Annotated in this window: 20 protein-coding genes and 3 pseudogenes; 14 read left to right on the top strand and 9 right to left on the bottom strand. The window is 50.4% G+C overall.

The genetic code is table 11. The features are described 5' to 3' along the window. The first annotated feature begins 25 nt into the window (after window positions 1–25). The 6 genes from ACULM0_RS14575 to ACULM0_RS14550 all read left to right on the top strand — a co-directional run bounded on the left by ACULM0_RS14575 (window position 26) and on the right by ACULM0_RS14550 (window position 7325). Entirely contained in the window at window positions 26–1501 is a 1476-nt protein-coding gene (locus ACULM0_RS14575) for a S41 family peptidase (RefSeq protein WP_463678264.1), read from the top strand. A 553-nt stretch (window positions 1502–2054) separates the two neighbouring features. After that, window positions 2055–3104, top strand: a complete 1050-nt coding sequence (locus ACULM0_RS14570; RefSeq protein ID WP_463678263.1) for an IS30 family transposase — start codon at window positions 2055–2057, stop codon at window positions 3102–3104. 20 nt (window positions 3105–3124) lie between these two features. Further along, a complete protein-coding gene (locus ACULM0_RS14565; RefSeq protein ID WP_463678262.1) occupies window positions 3125–3544 on the top strand; it encodes a DUF6431 domain-containing protein in 420 nt (139 codons plus the stop codon). 85 nt (window positions 3545–3629) lie between these two features. After that, window positions 3630–4982 (top strand): DDE-type integrase/transposase/recombinase, encoded by a 1353-nt coding sequence (locus ACULM0_RS14560; protein ID WP_463678261.1) that lies wholly within the window; start codon window positions 3630–3632, stop codon window positions 4980–4982. Continuing rightward, window positions 4975–5775, top strand: coding sequence for an ExeA family protein (locus ACULM0_RS14555; protein ID WP_463678212.1), 801 nt, complete (start codon window positions 4975–4977; stop codon window positions 5773–5775). Before ACULM0_RS14560 ends, ACULM0_RS14555 begins: the two co-directional genes overlap by 8 nt. Window positions 5776–6086: 311 nt before the next feature. Further along, window positions 6087–7325 (top strand): RNA-guided endonuclease TnpB family protein, encoded by a 1239-nt coding sequence (locus ACULM0_RS14550; RefSeq protein WP_463678260.1) that lies wholly within the window; start codon window positions 6087–6089, stop codon window positions 7323–7325. Window positions 7326–7514: 189 nt separating this feature from the next. On the opposite strand, the gene ACULM0_RS14545 is transcribed toward ACULM0_RS14550, so the two are convergent. The 6 genes from ACULM0_RS14545 to ACULM0_RS14520 form a co-directional block, all read right to left on the bottom strand. After that, complete coding sequence (locus ACULM0_RS14545) at window positions 7515–7748, bottom strand: SRPBCC family protein (protein WP_463678259.1); 234 nt, start codon at window positions 7746–7748, stop codon at window positions 7515–7517. Next, window positions 7679–8029 (bottom strand): hypothetical protein, encoded by a 351-nt coding sequence (locus tag ACULM0_RS14540; protein ID WP_463678258.1) that lies wholly within the window; start codon window positions 8027–8029, stop codon window positions 7679–7681. Before ACULM0_RS14540 ends, ACULM0_RS14545 begins: the two co-directional genes overlap by 70 nt. A gap of 2 nt (window positions 8030–8031) precedes the next feature. Continuing rightward, window positions 8032–8532: a pyridoxamine 5'-phosphate oxidase family protein gene (locus ACULM0_RS14535; RefSeq protein WP_463678257.1), complete on the bottom strand. Its 501-nt coding sequence runs from the start codon at window positions 8530–8532 to the stop codon at window positions 8032–8034. 30 nt (window positions 8533–8562) lie between these two features. After that, window positions 8563–9534, bottom strand: coding sequence for a P-loop NTPase family protein (locus ACULM0_RS14530; RefSeq protein WP_463678256.1), 972 nt, complete (start codon window positions 9532–9534; stop codon window positions 8563–8565). A 46-nt stretch (window positions 9535–9580) separates the two neighbouring features. Further along, window positions 9581–10357 (bottom strand): class I SAM-dependent methyltransferase, encoded by a 777-nt coding sequence (locus tag ACULM0_RS14525; RefSeq protein ID WP_463678255.1) that lies wholly within the window; start codon window positions 10355–10357, stop codon window positions 9581–9583. Between the two features lie 477 nt (window positions 10358–10834). Beyond that, on the bottom strand, window positions 10835–10993 hold the full coding sequence (locus ACULM0_RS14520; RefSeq protein WP_463678254.1) for a hypothetical protein: 159 nt from the start codon (window positions 10991–10993) through the stop codon (window positions 10835–10837). A gap of 146 nt (window positions 10994–11139) precedes the next feature. Here ACULM0_RS14520 and tnpB point away from each other — a divergent pair, with 146 nt between their 5' ends. Further along, window positions 11140–12075: an IS200/IS605 family element RNA-guided endonuclease TnpB gene (gene tnpB, locus ACULM0_RS14515; RefSeq protein WP_463678253.1), complete on the top strand. Its 936-nt coding sequence runs from the start codon at window positions 11140–11142 to the stop codon at window positions 12073–12075. Between the two features lie 12 nt (window positions 12076–12087). After that, a pseudogene (locus ACULM0_RS14510) lies at window positions 12088–12291 on the top strand (zinc ribbon domain-containing protein); the annotation flags it as partial. 28 nt (window positions 12292–12319) lie between these two features. Here ACULM0_RS14510 and ACULM0_RS14505 read toward each other — a convergent pair. Next, window positions 12320–12556: a hypothetical protein gene (locus tag ACULM0_RS14505; protein WP_463678252.1), complete on the bottom strand. Its 237-nt coding sequence runs from the start codon at window positions 12554–12556 to the stop codon at window positions 12320–12322. A gap of 261 nt (window positions 12557–12817) precedes the next feature. On the opposite strand from ACULM0_RS14505, the gene ACULM0_RS14500 reads away from it, so the two are divergent. Continuing rightward, window positions 12818–13306, top strand: a complete 489-nt coding sequence (locus ACULM0_RS14500; protein ID WP_463678251.1) for a hypothetical protein — start codon at window positions 12818–12820, stop codon at window positions 13304–13306. Window positions 13307–13409: 103 nt separating this feature from the next. Here the strand turns inward: ACULM0_RS14500 and kynU are convergent, their stop codons facing one another. Further along, window positions 13410–14696: a kynureninase gene (gene kynU / locus ACULM0_RS14495; protein ID WP_463678250.1), complete on the bottom strand. Its 1287-nt coding sequence runs from the start codon at window positions 14694–14696 to the stop codon at window positions 13410–13412. A 109-nt stretch (window positions 14697–14805) separates the two neighbouring features. Beyond that, window positions 14806–15924 (bottom strand): YkvI family membrane protein, encoded by a 1119-nt coding sequence (locus tag ACULM0_RS14490; RefSeq protein ID WP_463678249.1) that lies wholly within the window; start codon window positions 15922–15924, stop codon window positions 14806–14808. Window positions 15925–16152: 228 nt separating this feature from the next. Here ACULM0_RS14490 and ACULM0_RS14485 point away from each other — a divergent pair, with 228 nt between their 5' ends. From ACULM0_RS14485 to ACULM0_RS14465, 5 genes and pseudogenes are all read left to right on the top strand, one after another. Next, entirely contained in the window at window positions 16153–16611 is a 459-nt protein-coding gene (locus tag ACULM0_RS14485) for a MarR family winged helix-turn-helix transcriptional regulator (protein WP_463678248.1), read from the top strand. Window positions 16612–16666: 55 nt separating this feature from the next. After that, window positions 16667–17365: a hypothetical protein gene (locus tag ACULM0_RS14480; RefSeq protein WP_463678247.1), complete on the top strand. Its 699-nt coding sequence runs from the start codon at window positions 16667–16669 to the stop codon at window positions 17363–17365. A gap of 719 nt (window positions 17366–18084) precedes the next feature. Continuing rightward, complete coding sequence (locus ACULM0_RS14475) at window positions 18085–18243, top strand: helix-turn-helix domain-containing protein (RefSeq protein WP_463678246.1); 159 nt, start codon at window positions 18085–18087, stop codon at window positions 18241–18243. Then, window positions 18239–18412 (top strand): annotated as a pseudogene (locus ACULM0_RS14470) (hypothetical protein); the annotation flags it as partial. The gene ACULM0_RS14475 and the pseudogene ACULM0_RS14470, both read left to right, overlap by 5 nt. 19 nt (window positions 18413–18431) lie before the next feature. Continuing rightward, window positions 18432–18788: pseudogene (locus ACULM0_RS14465) on the top strand (RNA-guided endonuclease InsQ/TnpB family protein); the annotation flags it as partial. Window positions 18789–18843: the final 55 nt, after the last annotated feature.

Below are 18843 nucleotides of genomic sequence, written 5' to 3'. Positions count from 1 at the left end.
AAGAACCGAGGGAGGACTGATTCTAATGAACATGCTCACCACACTACTGCACGGGGGGATCTCCGTTTTCCAGGTTGCGGTCTTTGTCATCCTGGGGCTCGTGCTCTACTTACTACGACCGAGAGGGCTCGTGAAGAGCAAGCGCTTGATGACCGCCTGGATCCTCACGGGCATCGCCACGTTTTTCCTATTATACCATTCCGGGGGCATCGTGAGCACGGCCGATACCGCCATACTACACGAGAAAACCTACTCAGAGGAAGCGCTACGGGCCGATCTGGACCAGCTGATTCGGGTGGTGGTGGATAACAATCCAAAATACTATACCGACAGGGACATGCTGGAGAAGGCCATCGCCACCGCCGAGTCCGGCATCTACGGGGGTATGACGGAGCTAGAGTTCTACCGGACGATCCACCCGGTGGTCACGGCCCTCTCCTGCGGCCACACCAACCTGTCGATCTCAGAAACCCTGGTGGAGAACAGGAAGGGGCGCGTGGGCTTCTTCCCGCTGGACGTAACCCTGGTGGAGGATAAGCTCTTCGTCCGACAGGCGGATCCGGAGCACGGGATCGAGGCCGGTGAGGAGATCCTGATGATCAACGGGGCCTCCACGGAGGAGATCTTGGGCAAACTCCTCGCCGGCATCAGCTCCGACGGGGACAACCCGGCGAAAAGACGCTACGTGCTCGACCGCCATTTCGCCCTCAAGTACCACGATCTGATGGACGATACAGGTCGCTTCACGGTCTATCTGAAGGATCTGGCGGGAGACTTCCGCGAGGTCCAACTGACCGGGGTCTACAATCCGCGTCTCAACGAGACGGACTGGTCCCTGCACTTCGCCGAGACACGCGGCAAGGCCCACTATACTTCCGATGTCTGGGCATCCCATGCCCTGCTCGATCTGAATGTCTTCATGAAAGACAAGGGCCGACCCTTCGATGCCTTCCTGGAGGATTTCTTCAAAAGGGTAGAGGAAGACCAGGTCGACCGTCTGATCATCGACCTCAGGGGTAACTACGGCGGCGACCCGGGTATGGCCAAGGACCTCCTCTCCTACCTGATCGAGGAAGAACAGCCCTATCTCGCGGGGGACTTCGGGCCGATCTACCGCCTCTTCGGTTTTGGTAAGCCGATCGAACCGAAGGACCAGTACCGTTTCAACGGTCGGGTGGTCCTCCTGGTGGATGGGGCGGTCTTCTCCACATCGGCCCACTTGGCGGCTTTTGTGCAGGCCCACGATCTGGGGACGCTCATCGGGTCGGAAACCGGTGGCAACCAGGTCTGCACCGATGCTTCTCGAGATGTGGTACTGAAAAACACCCAGATACGCTGTCATTATGCCACCAAAGTTTTTGCCTTGGACGTGGGACCAGAGGAATCGGGGCGGGGCATCCGACCGGATATTCCGGTGCTCACCGACCTAAAAGCCCGGATCGAGGGGACGGACCCCGTGATGGTACGGGCGAAGGCTCTGCTCCAGGTCGATGGTCTGTAGCAAGCGTACGAAAGGGTATCGATCAGAAATTGATGATTTAGCGCCCGCACACTCGTGACTTCAGTCGTGAGTTAGGGCGTTTTTTTCGCGCAATATGCTTAATATTCCCTGTCAAAAAACAGAACATATGTTACAATAATAGAAAGGTGATTTCATTAACAGAAGAGCTTTGAAGTGGTAACGTGTTTCTGCTCTCCTGATTTGACCTCGCCTTGCTCTGTGGCATTGTCCAGGAGCAGACATTTTTGCTCTCTTGTATTGCCACAGACGGCATAGTAATCTATTATCAGTAATGATTAACTGGTAATGAGGTGAAAAAGGAAAACACCACTTCACAAGGACTCTCCGGCAAGATTGTCCCTCGTAAAGTGGTGTTCCAAAACCATGATAATGATATCACTCTATGAGGTTGAGCACAATCCTGAAATTGATATTTTTCATTAGGAGTAAAGAGGCTTGATTGTAAAATGAAATTGAAACAATAAAAAGTCCATAGTGTGCCAACCTGTAATATAATTAGTTCACCACAAACAATTATAAGGAGGGCATCACTATGGATACCATCAATGATACACCAGTTGACCGAAAGAATAAACATTTAAGTGCATTTGAGCGGGGTGAAATTGCATCTCTGCTCAAAGAGGGCTACAGCGCTTATGCCATCGCAAAGAAGCTAGGACGAGCGTATAACACGATTCGAGTCGAGCTCGAAAGAGGTACTGTCACCCAGATCAAAAACGACCGCGAGATAAAGATTTACTATCCAGATACCGGCCAGCTCATTTACGAGCGTAATCGGGAAAACTCGAAGAAACAATACAAGCTGCTCCAGGTCAGAGCTTTCATCAAGCATGTTATGAAACAGTTCAGAAAGAGCAAACATTCGATCGACGCCATCGTTGGGCAAGCTCGAAAACTAGGGCTTTTCGCCCCCTCAGAAATGGTCTGTACGAAGACCCTTTACAACTATATCGACCTAGGCCTTCTTGAGATCATCAACCTTGATCTCCCTCTGAAAGTTCGTCGTTCGAGTAAACCCGCTCGCGTACGGCAGAATAAGCTCAAGCTAGGGACAAGTATCGAAGAACGCCCAGAACATATCAATGACCGCAGCGAATTCGGACATTGGGAGATTGACACGGTCATCGGCAAGAAGACCACGGGAGAGCCTGTGCTCTTGACGCTCACAGAGAGGCAGACGCGTTATGAGTTGATCATCAAGATACCCAGTAAAACGGCACACGCCGTTATGGAGGCTCTAGAGGAGTTGACTATCACATTTGGAGCGTTCACCCCGGAGGTCTTCAAAAGCATCACGAGCGATAATGGCACCGAGTTCTCAGGTTTGGCTTCACTAGAGGAGCACATCAAAACCAGCGTCTACTTCGCTCATCCCTATACCTCAGGTGAGCGTGGCACTAACGAGCGACATAACGGAATGATCAGAAGGTTCATCCCAAAAGGGAAAAGCCTAAATGACTTCTCTGCTGAGTATATTGCTTGGATCGAGCTCTGGTGTAACACATTGCCTCGCAAAATCCTGGGGTATAGCACCCCTGAAGAAGCCTTTGAGGAAAAACTAGGATTACTTAGCTGCAGTTAGATTAGTCCATCGGTTACATATTGGCTCACTATTTCAATTTGCTATTGCAATCGAGGACGAGAAACCGTAAGTGCATCATGGACAATGGAGAGCGCCGAACGTACAGAATCAGAAGGCTTCGGTGCATGGAGTGTGGTCTCATTCACCAAGAGCTACCTGACTTCATGATGCCTTTCAAACACTATGAATCGAAAGTGATCGAGAAGGAAATCGATGGTGGTCAGGATCATTGTCCAGCGCCACCTACCACGTGTCAGCGCTGGTTACTTTTCTTTCGGTCTTTCAGTAAAATGGCAGAGGCCATTTTGCAACGTTCATGGTACTCCAATTATCTTGAACCCCCCTCGCTACTTGAGCGGTGCTCTTTACTCCAGAAATTCAGACAACATGGTCCTGGATGGTTAACCCTGTTGAACCGGTTGATCATCGAGGGCGGTTAGGTGTGACACACCCAGTTTGCATGCCTTGCAAGCGAGACCGCGGTATACTTTCCTTAAGTAAAAATGAAAGGGAGTGTACTGATTCGTGAACGAGAAAAATCGCGATGACATTGCTGCTGAACGTATGCAAATGATCATGCCGCTCTTGGAAGAAAACCTTCCGTATGCAGACGTTGTCGACAGGAAAAAGGAGATCGCCAGAAAGCATCTTGTTTCTTACCGAACCGTTGGCCGTTACCTCGAAGCCTACCAAAAGGATGGCTTTGAAGGGCTCAAACCCAAGGCAGGGTACCGTAAGAAAAGTGACACCCTTCCTACAAACTTCGATGCAATCGTGAAGGAGGCAATCGTACTTCGCCGCGAGAACCCATCTCGTAGTGTGGGCGATTTGATTCGCATCTTAGAGCTAGAGGGTTTGATTGAAAAAGATAATATCAAACGAAGCACCTTACAACGCCACCTGCAAGAAGCCGGTTACGGCGCCAAACAGATGCGTATGTACACGAAAAAAGGCATTGCCAGCAGACGGTTTGCAAAAGAACACCGTGGCATGCTGTATCAAGGGGATATCAAGTATGGACCCTTTCTTCCCATTGGTGATCAGGGGAAGAAGAAACAAGTATATCTGTCTGCATTTATCGATGACGCAACCCGGTACATAGTTGCTGCTAAGTTCTATGAAAACCAGAAGGCCGAGATCGTTGAAGATACCCTTAGAACCGCGATTATTCACTATGGAAAACCGGATGCGATTTATGTTGATAATGGCAAGCAGTATCGGTCCAACCACTTGGAAAAAGCCTGTGCCAAGCTGACAATCAAGCATATCAAATCGAAACCGTATCATCCCGAAGGGAAAGGCAAAATTGAAGCCTTCAACCGAAGAATCGAATCCTTCCTCTCGGAAGTCGCTCTAGAGAAGCCGAGGTCGCTCGAAGAGCTCAATGAAATGCTCCAGCTATGGATAGATGAGCATTATCATAAATCAGCCCACTCGGGATTAAAGGGCATATCACCTGGGGTAGCTTTCAAAACCGATTCGAGGCCTCTCAAATTCATAGACGTTGATGATCTCAGGAGTGCATTCCTACATACCGAAACCCGCAAGGTAGATAAGACGGGATGCATCAGTTTCAATGGTGGCAAGTATGAAGTAGGTCTTACACTGATTGGAAGAACAGTCGAGGTCTACTACGATGCCACCTGGATGGATGAGGTGGAGATCCATCATAAGGACTTCAAACCGTTTAAAGTGAAGAAGCTTGAAATCGGCCCGAACTGCGGTGCTAAGCGTGAGTTGGAGCCCTCGAAACAAACGATAGATACGAATCGTTCAAGGCTTCTCGATGGACTTAATGAGGCTAATATCACGGGTCGTACGCGTAAGGATGTAGCGGTCGTTTTCAGAAGTATCCGCGAGGGCCAGGCACATGTATGAAACCTTTTTCGAAATGAAGCATACACCTTTCTCAAGTCAGATTCCAACAAAGTCCCTGTACCTTTCGAGTATGCTTGATGAGACTCTGTCTAGGCTTGAATATGCCTCATCGAGACAACTCTTTGCAGTCGTCACCTCTGATGTGGGATGCGGTAAGACAACAGCTCTGAGACGACTCTCAGAGTCACTTCCCAGTCGGGAGTATGAGTTCCTTTACCTATCGGACTCCAAACTGACCCCTCGTTGGTTTTACAAAGGCCTCTTGGACCAGTTAGGCGTAGAATCCAAGTTTTACAGAGGAGACTCCAGACGGCAATTGCACCAACAGCTTGAGATCATTCGGGGTGTGTATGGAAAAAAAGTAGTTACTGTGGTCGACGAAGCGCATCTACTTGATAAGGAGACACTTGAAGAGATCCGATTTCTGTTGAACTACCGGATGGACTCTTATCAGCCAATGGCTTTGATTCTTTCTGGCCAAAATGAACTATGGGACAAATTGAAGCTCAAGAGATATGCTGCGATCCGACAGCGGATTGATATCAAGTGTGAAATCCCACAGATGGACTTATCTCAAATGACCGAGTACATGAGTACACATCTGAGCTATGCAGGAGGTAAAACCGAGATCTTTACGGAGAAGGCTCTAGAAGAAATATTTCTCTATAGCGCCGGCACTCCTCGAGCAATCAACAAACTGTGTACGCATGCTTTGCTTTTCGCATCACAGCGAGCGAAACAGTTGATTGATGATCACATGATTCGAACAGTCATTCAAGGGGAGATGCCTTGACGCTCCCCCACTTAGCAGCGACATTTCGCTGCTAAGATTTAAAAAATCCGCGGCAAAATAAGAGAGCACCGTGCGGCAAAACTAGTGAGCAAGGCATGGTCAATCAGAGAGAGCTATAACAGTAACGATCTACATTCGAGTCGTAACTCTGGGGTTTTGCATACCAACAGGATATGATGAGTTACAAGATCTAAGTTTCGCCAAGGATGAAATGAATGCAGTTTGCTGTAGCTCACAGATGGGATCATGCACATCTACTGATGAAAATCAAATCCGAAGATACGCCAGTCTCAAAAGGAGAAGGAATACTCATGGGTAAACGAATGACAGTCAAAGAAAAAAACGAGGTACTGGCTAAGCAGGGTCTTCAGTTAAAACACTATGGCCTTGTTCTTCGTGTTTATCCTACTGAGGAACAGGCGATTCTCATCAACAAGACCATTGGATGTGCCAGGCTGATCTACAATAAGTATCTCGATGCGAGGAAAACCTATTATAGGGAGAATGGAAAGAAACTTTCGGTTGGTAAGTACAAGAAGGAGACCATGGTGCCACTGAAGTCCTCTGAGGACTATGGTTTCTTGAAAGAGGTCGACAAATTTGCTTTAGAAGCGGCTTGTGAAAATGTCGAAGATGCGTACGGTCGCTTTTTCACTCGTCAAAACCGATATCCGAAGTTCAAATCAAAACGTAGCGCCAAGAAGGCTTATACAACCAAGATGACGAACAACAACATCGAGATCGTCGGCTCTTCTTACATCAAGTTACCGAAACTTGGGAAGGTGTCCATGGCAAAAGTAAAGACAGCAAGAAATAAGGAGATCCTCACGAAAGTGAGAAGGGGTCATGCAAGGATCTTAAAAGCGACGATCACCCTGAAGGGCTCTAAGTATTATGTTTCCCTTGCTCTCGAAGAGACAATCGAGTTGGTAAAGCCCTTGGAGATCCAGAGTATTGACGCTTCGAAAGCCGTCGGTGTTGATCTTGGCCTCAAGACCTTCGCCACCATCTCCAATGGTGAAAACACCGCGTTCATCGAAAGAGCCAAGTACATCAAGGCGTCGGAGAAGAAACTGGCCAAGCTCCAACGAAGGTTGGCCAAGAAACAGCTCGATTCACAGAATCACAAGAAGGTAGCACAAAAAATAGCAAATTTACATGGTCATATAGCAAACCAGCGAAAAGACTTCGCCCACAAACTGAGTACCCGGTTGGCCAACGAAAACCAAGTGGTCGTACTGGAAACACTGAGTATCAAGGGCATGGTCAAGAACAAGAAACTATCGAAAGCCATATCAGATGCGGGATGGTCTCAGTTCATCATCTTCCTGAAGTACAAACTGGAGTGGCAGGGAAAGCATCTTGTGCAGATCGACCGTTGGTATGCCTCATCTAAGATTTGCTCTTCCTGTGGGGAGAAACACATCGCCCTTACGCTGAACGACAGAAAGTGGTGTTGTAGTCACTGTGGCGCTGAGCATGAACGGGACGAGAATGCAGCCATCAACATCAGAAAACAGGGTTTAGATACATTAGGCATCTCTGCCTAAGCATAAGCGGTACCAAGTGTACCTGTACCGTTGGGACAACGGGAAGTGCCTGTCACACTCGTGAGCAGAGCCAAGCTCTGTAGGAGGTTTTGTAAGACTTGGATTGCTCCTGCAATCTAAGCGGTAGTCTGTGAAACAGGAAAAAGTGGTCGTCGCCAAAAAGGCGATAACCGAATCCCGTGACTTCAGTCATGGGTAGTTCAAGGGCAGTTCGTTCTCCAGGATGGTCTCGGTCATCTCCATGGTGCGCTTGCCCGTGTTGAAAACCAGCTTTCGCTGGGTTCCAGGGACGAGCCCCTCGCCGCTGATCAGCGTTGAGGATACGAGGCCCACCTGCCAGTACTGGCGGGCCTCTAGATCGGAGAACCGTTCGACGACCGTCTCCAGCGGTCGATCGATGACAATGGATTCTTCATAATACATAGCATCACCTCTTCGCTATTTCTTACCCATTCTGGATTCCTATAAATGATGGTGATGATCTCCAAGGCGTCCATCCGATCGATCAAGGACTTCTCCCCGATCTCGGCCTTCGCCAGAAGGGCCTTTCCCGATGGGAAGCTCTGCTTGTCTTTCGTCTCTTCGCAGTAGAGGTACCAGTCCGTGTCGCTGTGTCGGCTGAGGAAGTAGGTTCTGCCGTCTGCTGTAAACTCGATCTCGCGACCCGTGGCGATGGCCTCCGTGAAAATCGCTAACGCGCCCATGCTTAGACCTTGTCCTTACCTTCCTTGGCCCGGACGTACTCGATGGCCTCTTTCCCGGTCAGGTGTTCGATGTCGATGGCTATGATCACGGACTGGCCACAGCCCCTGATCTCTTTCATCTTGTGCTCTTCGGGCTGGTCGCCGGAGTACTTTTCCACGAGGACCCTGAAGGCATCGAACCACTCGTCACCTGCCACGATCCGGGCTTTTACAAAGGCGATGGCGCTGCGAAAGTAGGTGGTGTACTCCGCGCTCACGATGGTGTCCTCGTCTACCACGGTAAAAGAGACCTTTGGATCCCGTCGAATGGCATCGACCTTGTGACCGCTCTTGGCTGAGTGGTAGTAGATCTTGCCCCTGTGGTAGACGTAGCTGAGGGGCACGGCATAGGGATAGCCGTCATCACCTGCGCAGGCCAGGGTGCCGTTGGTGCCGCGACCTAGCACAGCTACGGTGTCCTCCATAGGCAACAGCTGCTTATTTCGTCTCACTTCTCTGAACATCTTACTTCCACCTTTCCTTTGGCTCCTTGCTTATGACGTTCTATGTAGTGTTCGGCCGTCGAGCTGGGCCCTACCCCCGCTGAGGAGCAGGGTATGTACCCTACCATTTTCCTTTACCCCGAACTCTAGGTAAACGGGAAAAGACTCTAAATAAAAACAATGCTTTCCTTTCGAGTGATCGGGTAAGACACGGATGTCAGGCCAAATGAGATCGCAAACCAACCCCTTTTCAGTATGCTTGATTTCACATGAAATTTCGCCATCATCCTCACGATAATGACCGCAGTAGATTTCCCATGCTTCCTCACCTCTTACCTTAGACGGATCGACAAAGTCGAGTGCAAGAAAATCCAAGATCCTTCTTCGGCACTCCGGCCAGTCACCAGCGGTGTTTTCGATAGATAGCCTCTTGTGGGGGAAGCGTTCAACGAGTTGGTTGGTGAGGGTCTGGTAATCAGCCCAAAGACCGATAACACCAGCCTCTCCCGTCAGACCGCTACGTTTTACGTAGGGGGTCTGCATGTCGAGATCAATGAACCACTGTTTCCACTGTGGTCCCCTGCGCTTCCAGATCCTTCTGATGGAAGCCTCCGCTTCTATCTGATGGAAGTAGATCAGTACCGGGTCAAGGGGGGCGATAACCTTTTCTATCGCACAAACGAAGTCGATGATCCGTTGCTTATCCACATTGCTTTGAAAAAGGAGCCGCACGGAATCTTGGAAAAAAGAGCTCTCGAGGATCTGCACTGATTCCGATTCCATTGTCTCTTGTGCAAAGTCTTGCCACAGGCGAGGCATCATGTCGAGAAATCGTTCTAACTGAGTCTGGGACTCGAAGACCTCCAGTTCCTCATCGAACTTGATCGGATGGTCTTTTTCGTCCTCATGATGCCAGCTGACCTCGATGCCATTTCTTTGCATCTGATCGGCCAGAAACTGTGCGGTCGAGGATTTTCCTGAGCCCGTGATGCCGTCGATCAAGATGAGTTTTGCTTCAATCATTGTCTCGTCTCCTTGTTCGGTTGTATAGAAAGGTTGATCTATGCTGCTATGGCTTTCGAAAGACAACGGTGTAGCGGTCCGCTTCTTTTTCGTAGTCATCCGCGTGAACGCTCAGCCCGAGCGCCCGTCCCGTTTCCAAGAGATCCTGGTGGCCGAAAGGCGTAAAATCCAGCCGATGAACATCCCAGGTGGTGTGCTTTCGATCGCGGATCTCAATGAACAGGATCTCTAGATGACAAGGTGCCTCCATTTCGTCGAGATGCCATATGTAGGTGAAAAGGTACTCCTTGCCCTCGTAGGTTACCAGATCGCTCGTTTCGAAACGCGGGCGATCCCGCAGGATCTTTTCCCAGTTGCGGGAGTCGACGGCGATCAGACCACCGAGTACTGTCACTTCGGCCAGGACGCGCAGGTTGTCCGTGCGTTCCTTGGCACCCCGACTGTGGACGATGGAGTTGCCGATGCAGAGGACCAGATTAAAGGGTTCGGAGAACTGGTCGGATAGCTCGTCCCAGGACAGGATGTGGGTGGGAAAGGCGACGCCTTCCCTGTCCGCATGCGCCCTGGTCATGCCGACCATCTCGCTGCTGATGTCCGTTCCCACCACCCGGTAGCCGGCTTTCGCCAGCGCAGCGGTCTTTACCCCGTTGCCGCAGGAGCTATCCAGAATCCTGGCGTTTTCGGGTAGCATAGAAAACAAGGAACTGTATGTATCGAAAAATTGCCGCTCGTGATCCGCCTGACAGGCGACGGCGTACAGCACTTCGTAGAAGCGCGACATGCCATCGTACTGGTCTTTCGCCCTGTGCTCTTTCTTTTCCATGTGCACTCCCTTCTCCTTTGGGTTCGGTCTTCCACCATTATACCATTCGCACGCAGGAGACCCGACCGTTCCGGGGGAGATTTAATAAGACGATGTTTCGATGGGGGAATCGGTCTCTCTTCCGTCCAGATATCGAATCACACTGCAGGGGTTGCCCACGGCCAGAACATTTGATGGGTGGTCCTTGGTGACGATGCTCCCCGCCCCGATCACCACGTGATGGCCACCCCAGTTGGTGTGGAGTGGTGGTTCGATGTAGCAATACTCGCCGATCTTACCGAACTTCTCGCGAAGGAGCGTCTGCCGTCTATCCGCCTCCCCCGGCCTGGTCGGGTTCTAATCGTAAAGCTTCTCCTGATAGGCCACCTGCTCGCGCATTAGCTTCTCGTCCGTGGGTAGGTACATTTCACCGCTGTGCAGCACGTTGTCATTGTTCATGCTCGTCTCCTTTCTGGGGATTCAGGACAAAAGGGCCGTTCAGAAGGGTATTTTATCGTCGACTTCCTCTTCCGCCGGGTCGCTACCATCGGGCGCACCTTCCATCTCTTCCCAGGCGGCCCCGTAGGGAACACCGCCCGAAGTGTAGCCGGCGATAAAGGCAAAGATTCCATCGGACTCCACAGAACTTTCTTCCAAGGCCTTCCTTTCATTCCGCTTTATGCAATTAGCGAGAACACCCGTGACTTTAGTCGTGGGATGAACCTGTGGACTTTGACCTAGAGTCACTGATAAACTAAAAATGAACATATATTCTCATAAATTCTTTACAAGAAGGTGGTTTTTTGTTAAAGCATAAGGCGTACAAGTTCAGAATCTATCCTGACAACGCTCAAAAAGAACAGATCGCAAAGACAATCGGCTGTAGTCGATACATATTCAATCACTTCCTGAGCGAGTGGGAAACTGCTTACAAAACCACCGGCAAAGGATTAACCCGCAGCATTTGTTCGAGTCAGCTTCCTTCGCTTAAGAAAGAGCTCTCCTGGCTAAAGGAACCTGATGCCATTGCTCTTCAAGCGTCAATTGAAAACCTCCAAGATGCCTATACACGGTTTTTCAAAGGAGAATCAAAACATCCACGGTTCAAGAGCAAGAAAAATCCCGTCCAGTCTTACAAAACAAAATTCACCAATAACAACATCGAAGTCAAAGGCAACCGCCTCAAGCTTCCGAAACTGGGCTGGGTGAAGTTCGCCAAAAGCCGCGAGGTTGAAGGGCGGATCATGAATGCTACCGTCCGCAGAAATGCTGCGAACAAGCATTTTGTTTCAATTCTTTGCGAAGTCGACATTGAGCCATTAAAAAAGACGGGTTCTTCTGTCGGCATTGACCTTGGGCTGAAGGATTTTGCCATTCTTTCCGACGGAACGGTCTATGACAACCCTAAGTTCTTTCGCTCACTCGAGAAAAAATTAGCTAAAGAACAGCGCATTCTTTCTCGCAGAAAAGAGCGAGCGAAAAAAGAGGGACGGAAACTGTCCGAAGCGAAGAACTATCAAAAGCAGAAGCGAAAAGTCTCTCTCCTTCATGAGAAAATTAGGAACAGACGCGAAGACTACCTCCATAAGCTTTCCACCGATATCGTCAAAAACCACGATGTGATCGGCCTAGAAGATCTTCACGTAAAAGGTATGGTGAAGAACAAAAATCTTTCGAAGGCAATCTCCGAGGCAAGCTGGGGGCTTTTTCGCGAAATGCTCGAGTACAAAGCAGACTAGTATGGAAAGACCGTAGTAAAAGTTGCCCGTAATTTCCCTTCAAGCCAGCTCTGTTCATCATGCGGATACAGAAACAAAGCCGTTAAAGATCTCTCCGTGAGAACATGGACATGCCCTGAATGTGGCACCGCTCATGACCGAGATGTTAACGCAAGCATGAATCTTCAAACCGAAGCCTTACAGCTTCTAACCGTGGGGACCACGGGGCTAGCCTAATAAACAACTGCCCTTTAGGGCGGTCTTCCTAGGAATCTTGGCACTTCAGTGCCGAGTTGTTCAACTTTGCCTCTTCTCGCGCTTTTATCGAAAGCTTGAGCTCTGCGATATAGCTACCGTCGATCTCCACACCCAGCATCTGGAGTTCGATGACGGCACAGCTTTTGTCCACAGCAAAATGCTTGGCGTACACTTTTACCAGGTTTTTGCCGTTGTACTCTTTCATCCAAGAGGGCGCGGATTGCAGCCGCCCTTTCCGGTTCATCCGTTTGCAACGCGGTGTATGGTTTTTTGTTCTTCCTTCTCTTCCTCAAAGTTCAACTCCTTTGTTCCGTTGGTCTTCATTCCGGCGGCCGATGTGACCAGGCGTAGGGTTTTCATCCCAAGAGATGATAAGAAAAGAAAGAGCTGCGAAACCAATCGATAAACAAAATCAATGTCGAAAAAATCTCCTCCACCGGGTCTCAACCCGATATAAGCTCAGGCTGATCTGGCTATGAGTAGCGCACAAAAGGAGGGCGATCAGATGAAAAGAGTGGGCATTTGGTTATTGTTACTTGTGCATGTTGCAGGTCTAGCCGCATGCGGAGACGATGACGTGATCGCGACCACGAGCGGTGGTGACGGTGACGAAAAACAACACAACGTGGTTGGCAAGAACACGAGCTGTGGCGATTGGGTCATGGAGAAAACCACCTGCGGTTCGGACATGTACAGGGGTGAGATGGGTGCCATCCACGCGAAGGACTTTGTCGTGGCCAATGGGGAGAACTTTATGACCCTGAGCGGAACCGCTGAAGACTGCTCAGAGAGTTCTGCTTTCACCGAAACCTCGGACACCCCCTACGAGTACAGGATCCAAAACATCGTGAAAATGAGTACCCAGGTGATCTTCCGTCTCATTTTGCTCCCCCATTCGGTCCTTTCGGGGCAGATCGAGTCCAACGATCCCACTCCCGAGTGCCTTTACCCAGAATATACCATAGGCAGACCTTGGGACCGAAGCGCCAAATGACCCGGGTACAGCCCTCTTTCCCAGGCCTGGCAGGCCAGTAAAGAATCCTCCGGCAAAAGGACTAGTCCTTTTGCCGGAGGATTCTTTGTCTTCAATCGGTCGATCAGGCTACAACGTTGGCCTTGTTTTCAAAGTTTTCATAGGTTTTGTCCTGCATAATCTTGACGATTCGCTCGACCAGTTCGTAGACATCCTCATAACTGACGTACAAGGGGACCGGCGCCAAGCGTATCACATTCGGGTAGCGGAAGTCCGGCACGACCTTGGACGCTTTCAGGGCTTCGTTGATGCGAAGCGCCTCGTCGTGTTCCAGGGCCAGGTGGCCACCGCGCCGTTCATCCTCCTGGGGCGTTCCCACGGAGAATCCAAAAACTGTCAACCGGCTTTCGATCAGGTAGCGCAGGTAGGCGGTGAGCTGAAGGGATTTTACCCTCAGGTTGTCCACCCCGGCCTCGGCGTACATTTCCAGAGAGCCCTCGAGGGGGGCCATGCTCAGCACATTTTGCGTGCCCGATTGCCATCCGCCGGCGTAGGAGGCTTTCTCTAGCTTGTGATCGAGGGCAAACTGGGTTTCCTTTACATTTCCGTGCCAGCCGGGCAGGCCCGAGGGACGGTCGAAATGCTTGCGGTTGATGTAGAGCGCTGCATTGGCACCGGCCCCGCCATTGAGGTACTTGTAGGTGCACCAGATGGCAAAATCAGGATTGATCTTTTTGAAATCATGGGGGACCGCACCGGCTGAGTGACTGAGGTCCCATCCGATGATGATCCCCCGGTCGTGCGCCGCCCTGGTGACACGTTCCATATCGAGCAGTTGTCCACTTCTGTACAGGACCGATGGCAGCAGTACCAAGGCCACCTCATCGGTCATGGCCGCTATGATGTCTTCTTCCAAGAGCGTCTTCCCATCTCGGCTCTTCACCAGCTGTATGCACCGGTCCGGATCGAGGCCCTTGAGACGCAGTTGTCCGTCGATCGCATGGCGGTCGGTCGGGAAGTTCAGATCGTCCACCAGGATCTTGAACCGCTTTTCGGTCGGCTCATAGAAAGTGCCGATGGCCGTATGGATATTGAGGGTCGTGTTGGCATGGATCGTCACTTCATCCGGGTCCGCATTCACAATCGGGGCCATCAGGGCGCCCAGGTGGTCTTGGTAGAGAAACAAAGGATGCTTGGCCTTGGACCAGCAGTTGATCCCCATGGTCTTCCACTCTTCAAAAACGCGGAAGAGCGTTCGTTCTGCGTCTATCGAACAGAGCCCCAAGGAGTTCCCGTCCATGTAGAGCTCCCCTTCGTTGAGATAAAACCTCTCCTTGAATGCACGCAAGGGATCCTGTTGGTCCATTTTCTTGGCAAATGCGCGTCCTTCTTCAAAATGCATCGTCATCATAACGCCTCCTGTCATATGCTAATTCTTCTTTCGTCACCTGCAAGAGAAACTCCTGCATTGGCTTTGATCGACTGGCAAAAATGCTCCTTCTTCCGGATCCAGAATCCGATCAACGGAGTTCGCTTGTCGACTCCACCCTGAGTTCCTCGGCCGCTTTCTCTCTTTTCAAGTACTTGGTGTAGATCATGCCTGCGAAGAGTAAGAGTCCCATGTAACCCGTCGATGGGTAGACGATTCCGACCATTCTCCCGAACTGCAGCTGTCCTCCGAAGTAGGCGATCAGGATCATCACAACCGCGGCTACCTTGTACTTCATACTCTTCTCATCCGTGGTGATGCGGTTGCAGGCGGTCCAGAGCATAGGGACGGCCGTCGTATAGATCCCTGCCAAAAGCAGAACCGCAAAGATCGATCCGATAAGCGGGAAGATTTTACTGGCCACAACCAAGGAGGGAATCTGCTTGTCGTAGACCTCGCCGATATTCGCCAAGATCCCGAGCGTCAAGATCATGGTCCCCAACATGAAGGTAATGCCGCCGAACAAACCACCCCAAAGCGTTTCGGTACTCGATTTCGCCTGCTTACCCATTCCCGCGATAAAGGGCATCAGACCCACGACGGCAAAGGCCGCGTACAAAACACCTGAGAAAATCCAATTGGAAGATGCGCCGGGCACATCGATCAGCATGAGCACTTGATCGGCCTTGAGTAGTCCCTCGGGATTCTGAAGCATACTGACCATACCCATGCCCAGGGTGAATACCACGATGACGGGACCGATGTATCCGATGATGTGCACGAGTTTCTTTAATCCCAGCATGACGGTGATCAGCGTGAAAAAGGCCATACCGATGCGCCCGATGTTTCCATCCATCCCATAGTGCTCCGTAACGGTAGCGCCAGCTCCCGAGATCATGATCGAGACCACTAGGAACAAGAGAATGGGCACAAACCACTCAAAGAACTTTCCGATCGTAGCACCGCAATAATGAGCAAATATTTTTTTGGGATCCTCCAGCTGCAACCTGCGTCCATCTTCTAGTATGGTCGCGCTGAACCACGAGAACAGCACCATGGCGACGAGTGACGCCCCTATGCTTCCCCAGAGACCATGGTGAACAAAAAACTGCATGACCTCTTGACCCGACGCAAAGCCCGCCCCGATCATAAAGGCGATAATGGCACCACCATAAGCAATGATTTCCTTCCAGTTCGGATGATTTTTCACAGTTCCCCCTCCTGACTTGTCCTCAAACGCACTTGTTTAGGTATCTAATTATTAGATATCTAAATATTAGCATCCCTCAACCCGCTTGCCAATCACAATGAACAGAATCATCAGAAAAATCGCAATGGACCTCCCTCTTGTCGATGCGCAAATGCTGGTCGGTTGGGACCTGTCCATGAGAATATGGTACAATATTGGTATCAACTTATGATCAAAAGGGGTGCTTCTATGGCGAGAGAATTCAACCTACACCTGGGTACGGACCTAGGCAAAACCAAGCTCGGTTACTATATCGATACTGTTGCGCGGATCGAGACCGGCCTCTTCAACGAGGGCCTGAGTGAAATCGGTATTACCTTCAGCCAGTTCCGTGTGCTCAACTGGCTGTGGCGATACGGGGAGATGACCCAGAAGGAGCTTCACCAGTACGCTCAGATCCAACCCTCCTCCCTTTCGACCCTTTTGAACGTCCTGATCGACAAGGGCATGGTCGAGCGAAAACACGATCCGGACGATGCACGCGTGCGGAAAATCTGCCTGACCGATGCGTCCCGGGCGATCGAGGAAAAGGCCTGGGAAATCGTCCGGGGGTTTGATGAGAGCATCCGACAGATCCTGTCGGAGGAAGAGTACCAGACCACCCTGGATTGTCTAAAACGATTGGCGGAAGCCTTGCCGGGCGAATGAACGCTAGCTGGCTTTGGCCATTGAAAAAACTTTTACCAGTAAGCGGGGTGAGCCGATGATCCACCACATGGGAAAATTCTTCTTCCGCGGTTTTGTTTTCATCGCGGCCTTCTTCCTAGCTTTCTTTAAGCCAGAACTGTTGCAACGGCTGATCTACGGTATGATCGGTCCTTTCAGGGGCTATCATCTCCTATGGGCTTTTTTGATGGTCGAGATGCTTCGCGTCTTCCTCCCCCGCTGGAACCAGCACGTGTCCTGCGGCCGACTCTTCTCCAAACACTTCAGGCCCTCCGAACGCCCCTACTCGGAAGCGGCCTTCCAGACCGCCCTAGGGGTGGACCAGCGAGGTGCCCTGCGCGCGGCGGCCTCTTGGGCCTTGGTGCTGCTCTCCATCTACGGTGCCCTGGTCCTAGGTTGGATCGAGAAACCAGACCTGCATCTGATCGTCATTTTCTTCTATTTTGCCGATGAAGTCTGTATCCACCTCTGGTGTCCTTTCCGGTCCTTCATCGTCGGCAACAAGTGCTGCATCACCTGCCGCATCTATAATTGGGGCCATTTTATGATGTTTTCACCCTATCTTTTCCTCCCGTCTTTCTGGACCTGGAGCCTCCTGGGACTGTCGATCCTGCTCCTCCTCCAGTGGGAGATTATGCACGGACTCTATCCCAAGCGCTTTTTGGCCATCTCCAACGCCAATCTCCAGTGTCAGAACTGCCTGCAGGCCCAGTGCCACTATCTAAGGAAAAGATAAGAGACCCACCTGATTGGAAAAAGACAAGAAACAAGACCTCCGCTGACGACAAGAAAGCCGGCCACCTTTCCCACTTGAAAGGGCGGTGGTCGGCTTTCCCTGTACTCTGATTTTCGGTGTATCCTTAAGGCGGTGGCGTTCTCCGTCTTCTCGAAAATGAGTTTCCCACCGATGTAGGTCGATGCCATCGATGTGCTCCGGGTCCACCGTGGAGAGATCGCCGGTCAGAACAACGAAGTCCGTGTGGCAGCCGGGCATCCATCAGGCCAATCGGGGCATCTTGCACACTGTGGCCGCCCTGTTGGTGTAGAGCATCAGGTCCTCTTCGACAGAAATACGCTCGGACTTGTTGATGATTTAGCGCCCGCACACTCGTGACTTCAGTCGTGAGTGTGCGGGCGTTTTTTCGCGCAGTATGCTCAATATTCCTTGTCGCAAAAATAGAACATATGTCACAATGATAGAAAGGTGATTTCATTAATAGAAGAACTTTGAAGAGGTAACGATCTACATTCGAGTCGTAACTCTCTGGGTTTTTGTATACCAAAAAGATACGATGAGTGATAATATTTTAAGATTCGCCAAGAATGAAATGAATGCAGTTAGCTGCAGCATACAGATTCAAAATTCTTGAAAGAGGAGTACGACTGGGATCATGCACATCTACTGATGAAAATCAAATCCGAAGATACGCCAGTCCAAAAGGAGAAGGAAAACTTATGGGTAGACGGATGACGGTCAAAGAAAAAAACGAGAAATTGGCTAAGCAGGGTCTTCAGTTGAAACACTATGGCCTTGTTCTTCGTGTTTATCCTACTGAGGAACAGGCGATTCTCATCAACAAGACCATTGGATGTGCCACGTTGATCTACAATTAATATCTCGAATGGTGAAAACACCGAGTTCATCGAAAGAGCCAAGTACATCGAGGAGTCGGAGAAGAAGCTGGCCAAGCTCCAACGGAGGTTGGCAAAGAAACAGCTCGATTCACAAAATGACAAGAAGGTAGCACAAAAAATAGCAAATTTACATGGTCATATAGCAAACCAGCGAAAAAGACTTCGCCCAAAAACTGAGTACCCGGTTGGCCAACGAAAACCAAGTGGTTGTACTGGAAACGCTGAGTATCAAGGGCATGGTCAAGAACAAGAAACTATCGAAAGCCATATCAGATGCGGGATGGTCTCAGTTCATTACCTACCTGAAGTACAAACTAGAGTGGCAGGGAAAGTATCTTGTGCAAATCGATCGTTGGTATGCTTCGTCTAAGATTTGTTCATCCTGTGGGGAGAAACACATCGCCCTTACGCTGAGCGACAGAAAGTGGTGTTGTAGTCACTGTGGCGCTGAGCACGAACGAGATGAGAATGCTGCCATTAACATCAGAAACCAGGGTTTAGATACACTAGGCATCTCTGCCTAAGTATAACCGGTACCAAGTGTACCTGCACCGTTGGGACAACGGGAAGTGTCTGTCA

It is taken from the genome of Halotolerantifilum yawarlongkerapense (genome assembly GCF_054506745.1).
Note: the sequence above shows the minus strand (reverse complement) of the source record. Positions and strands in the feature narration are given on the sequence as shown.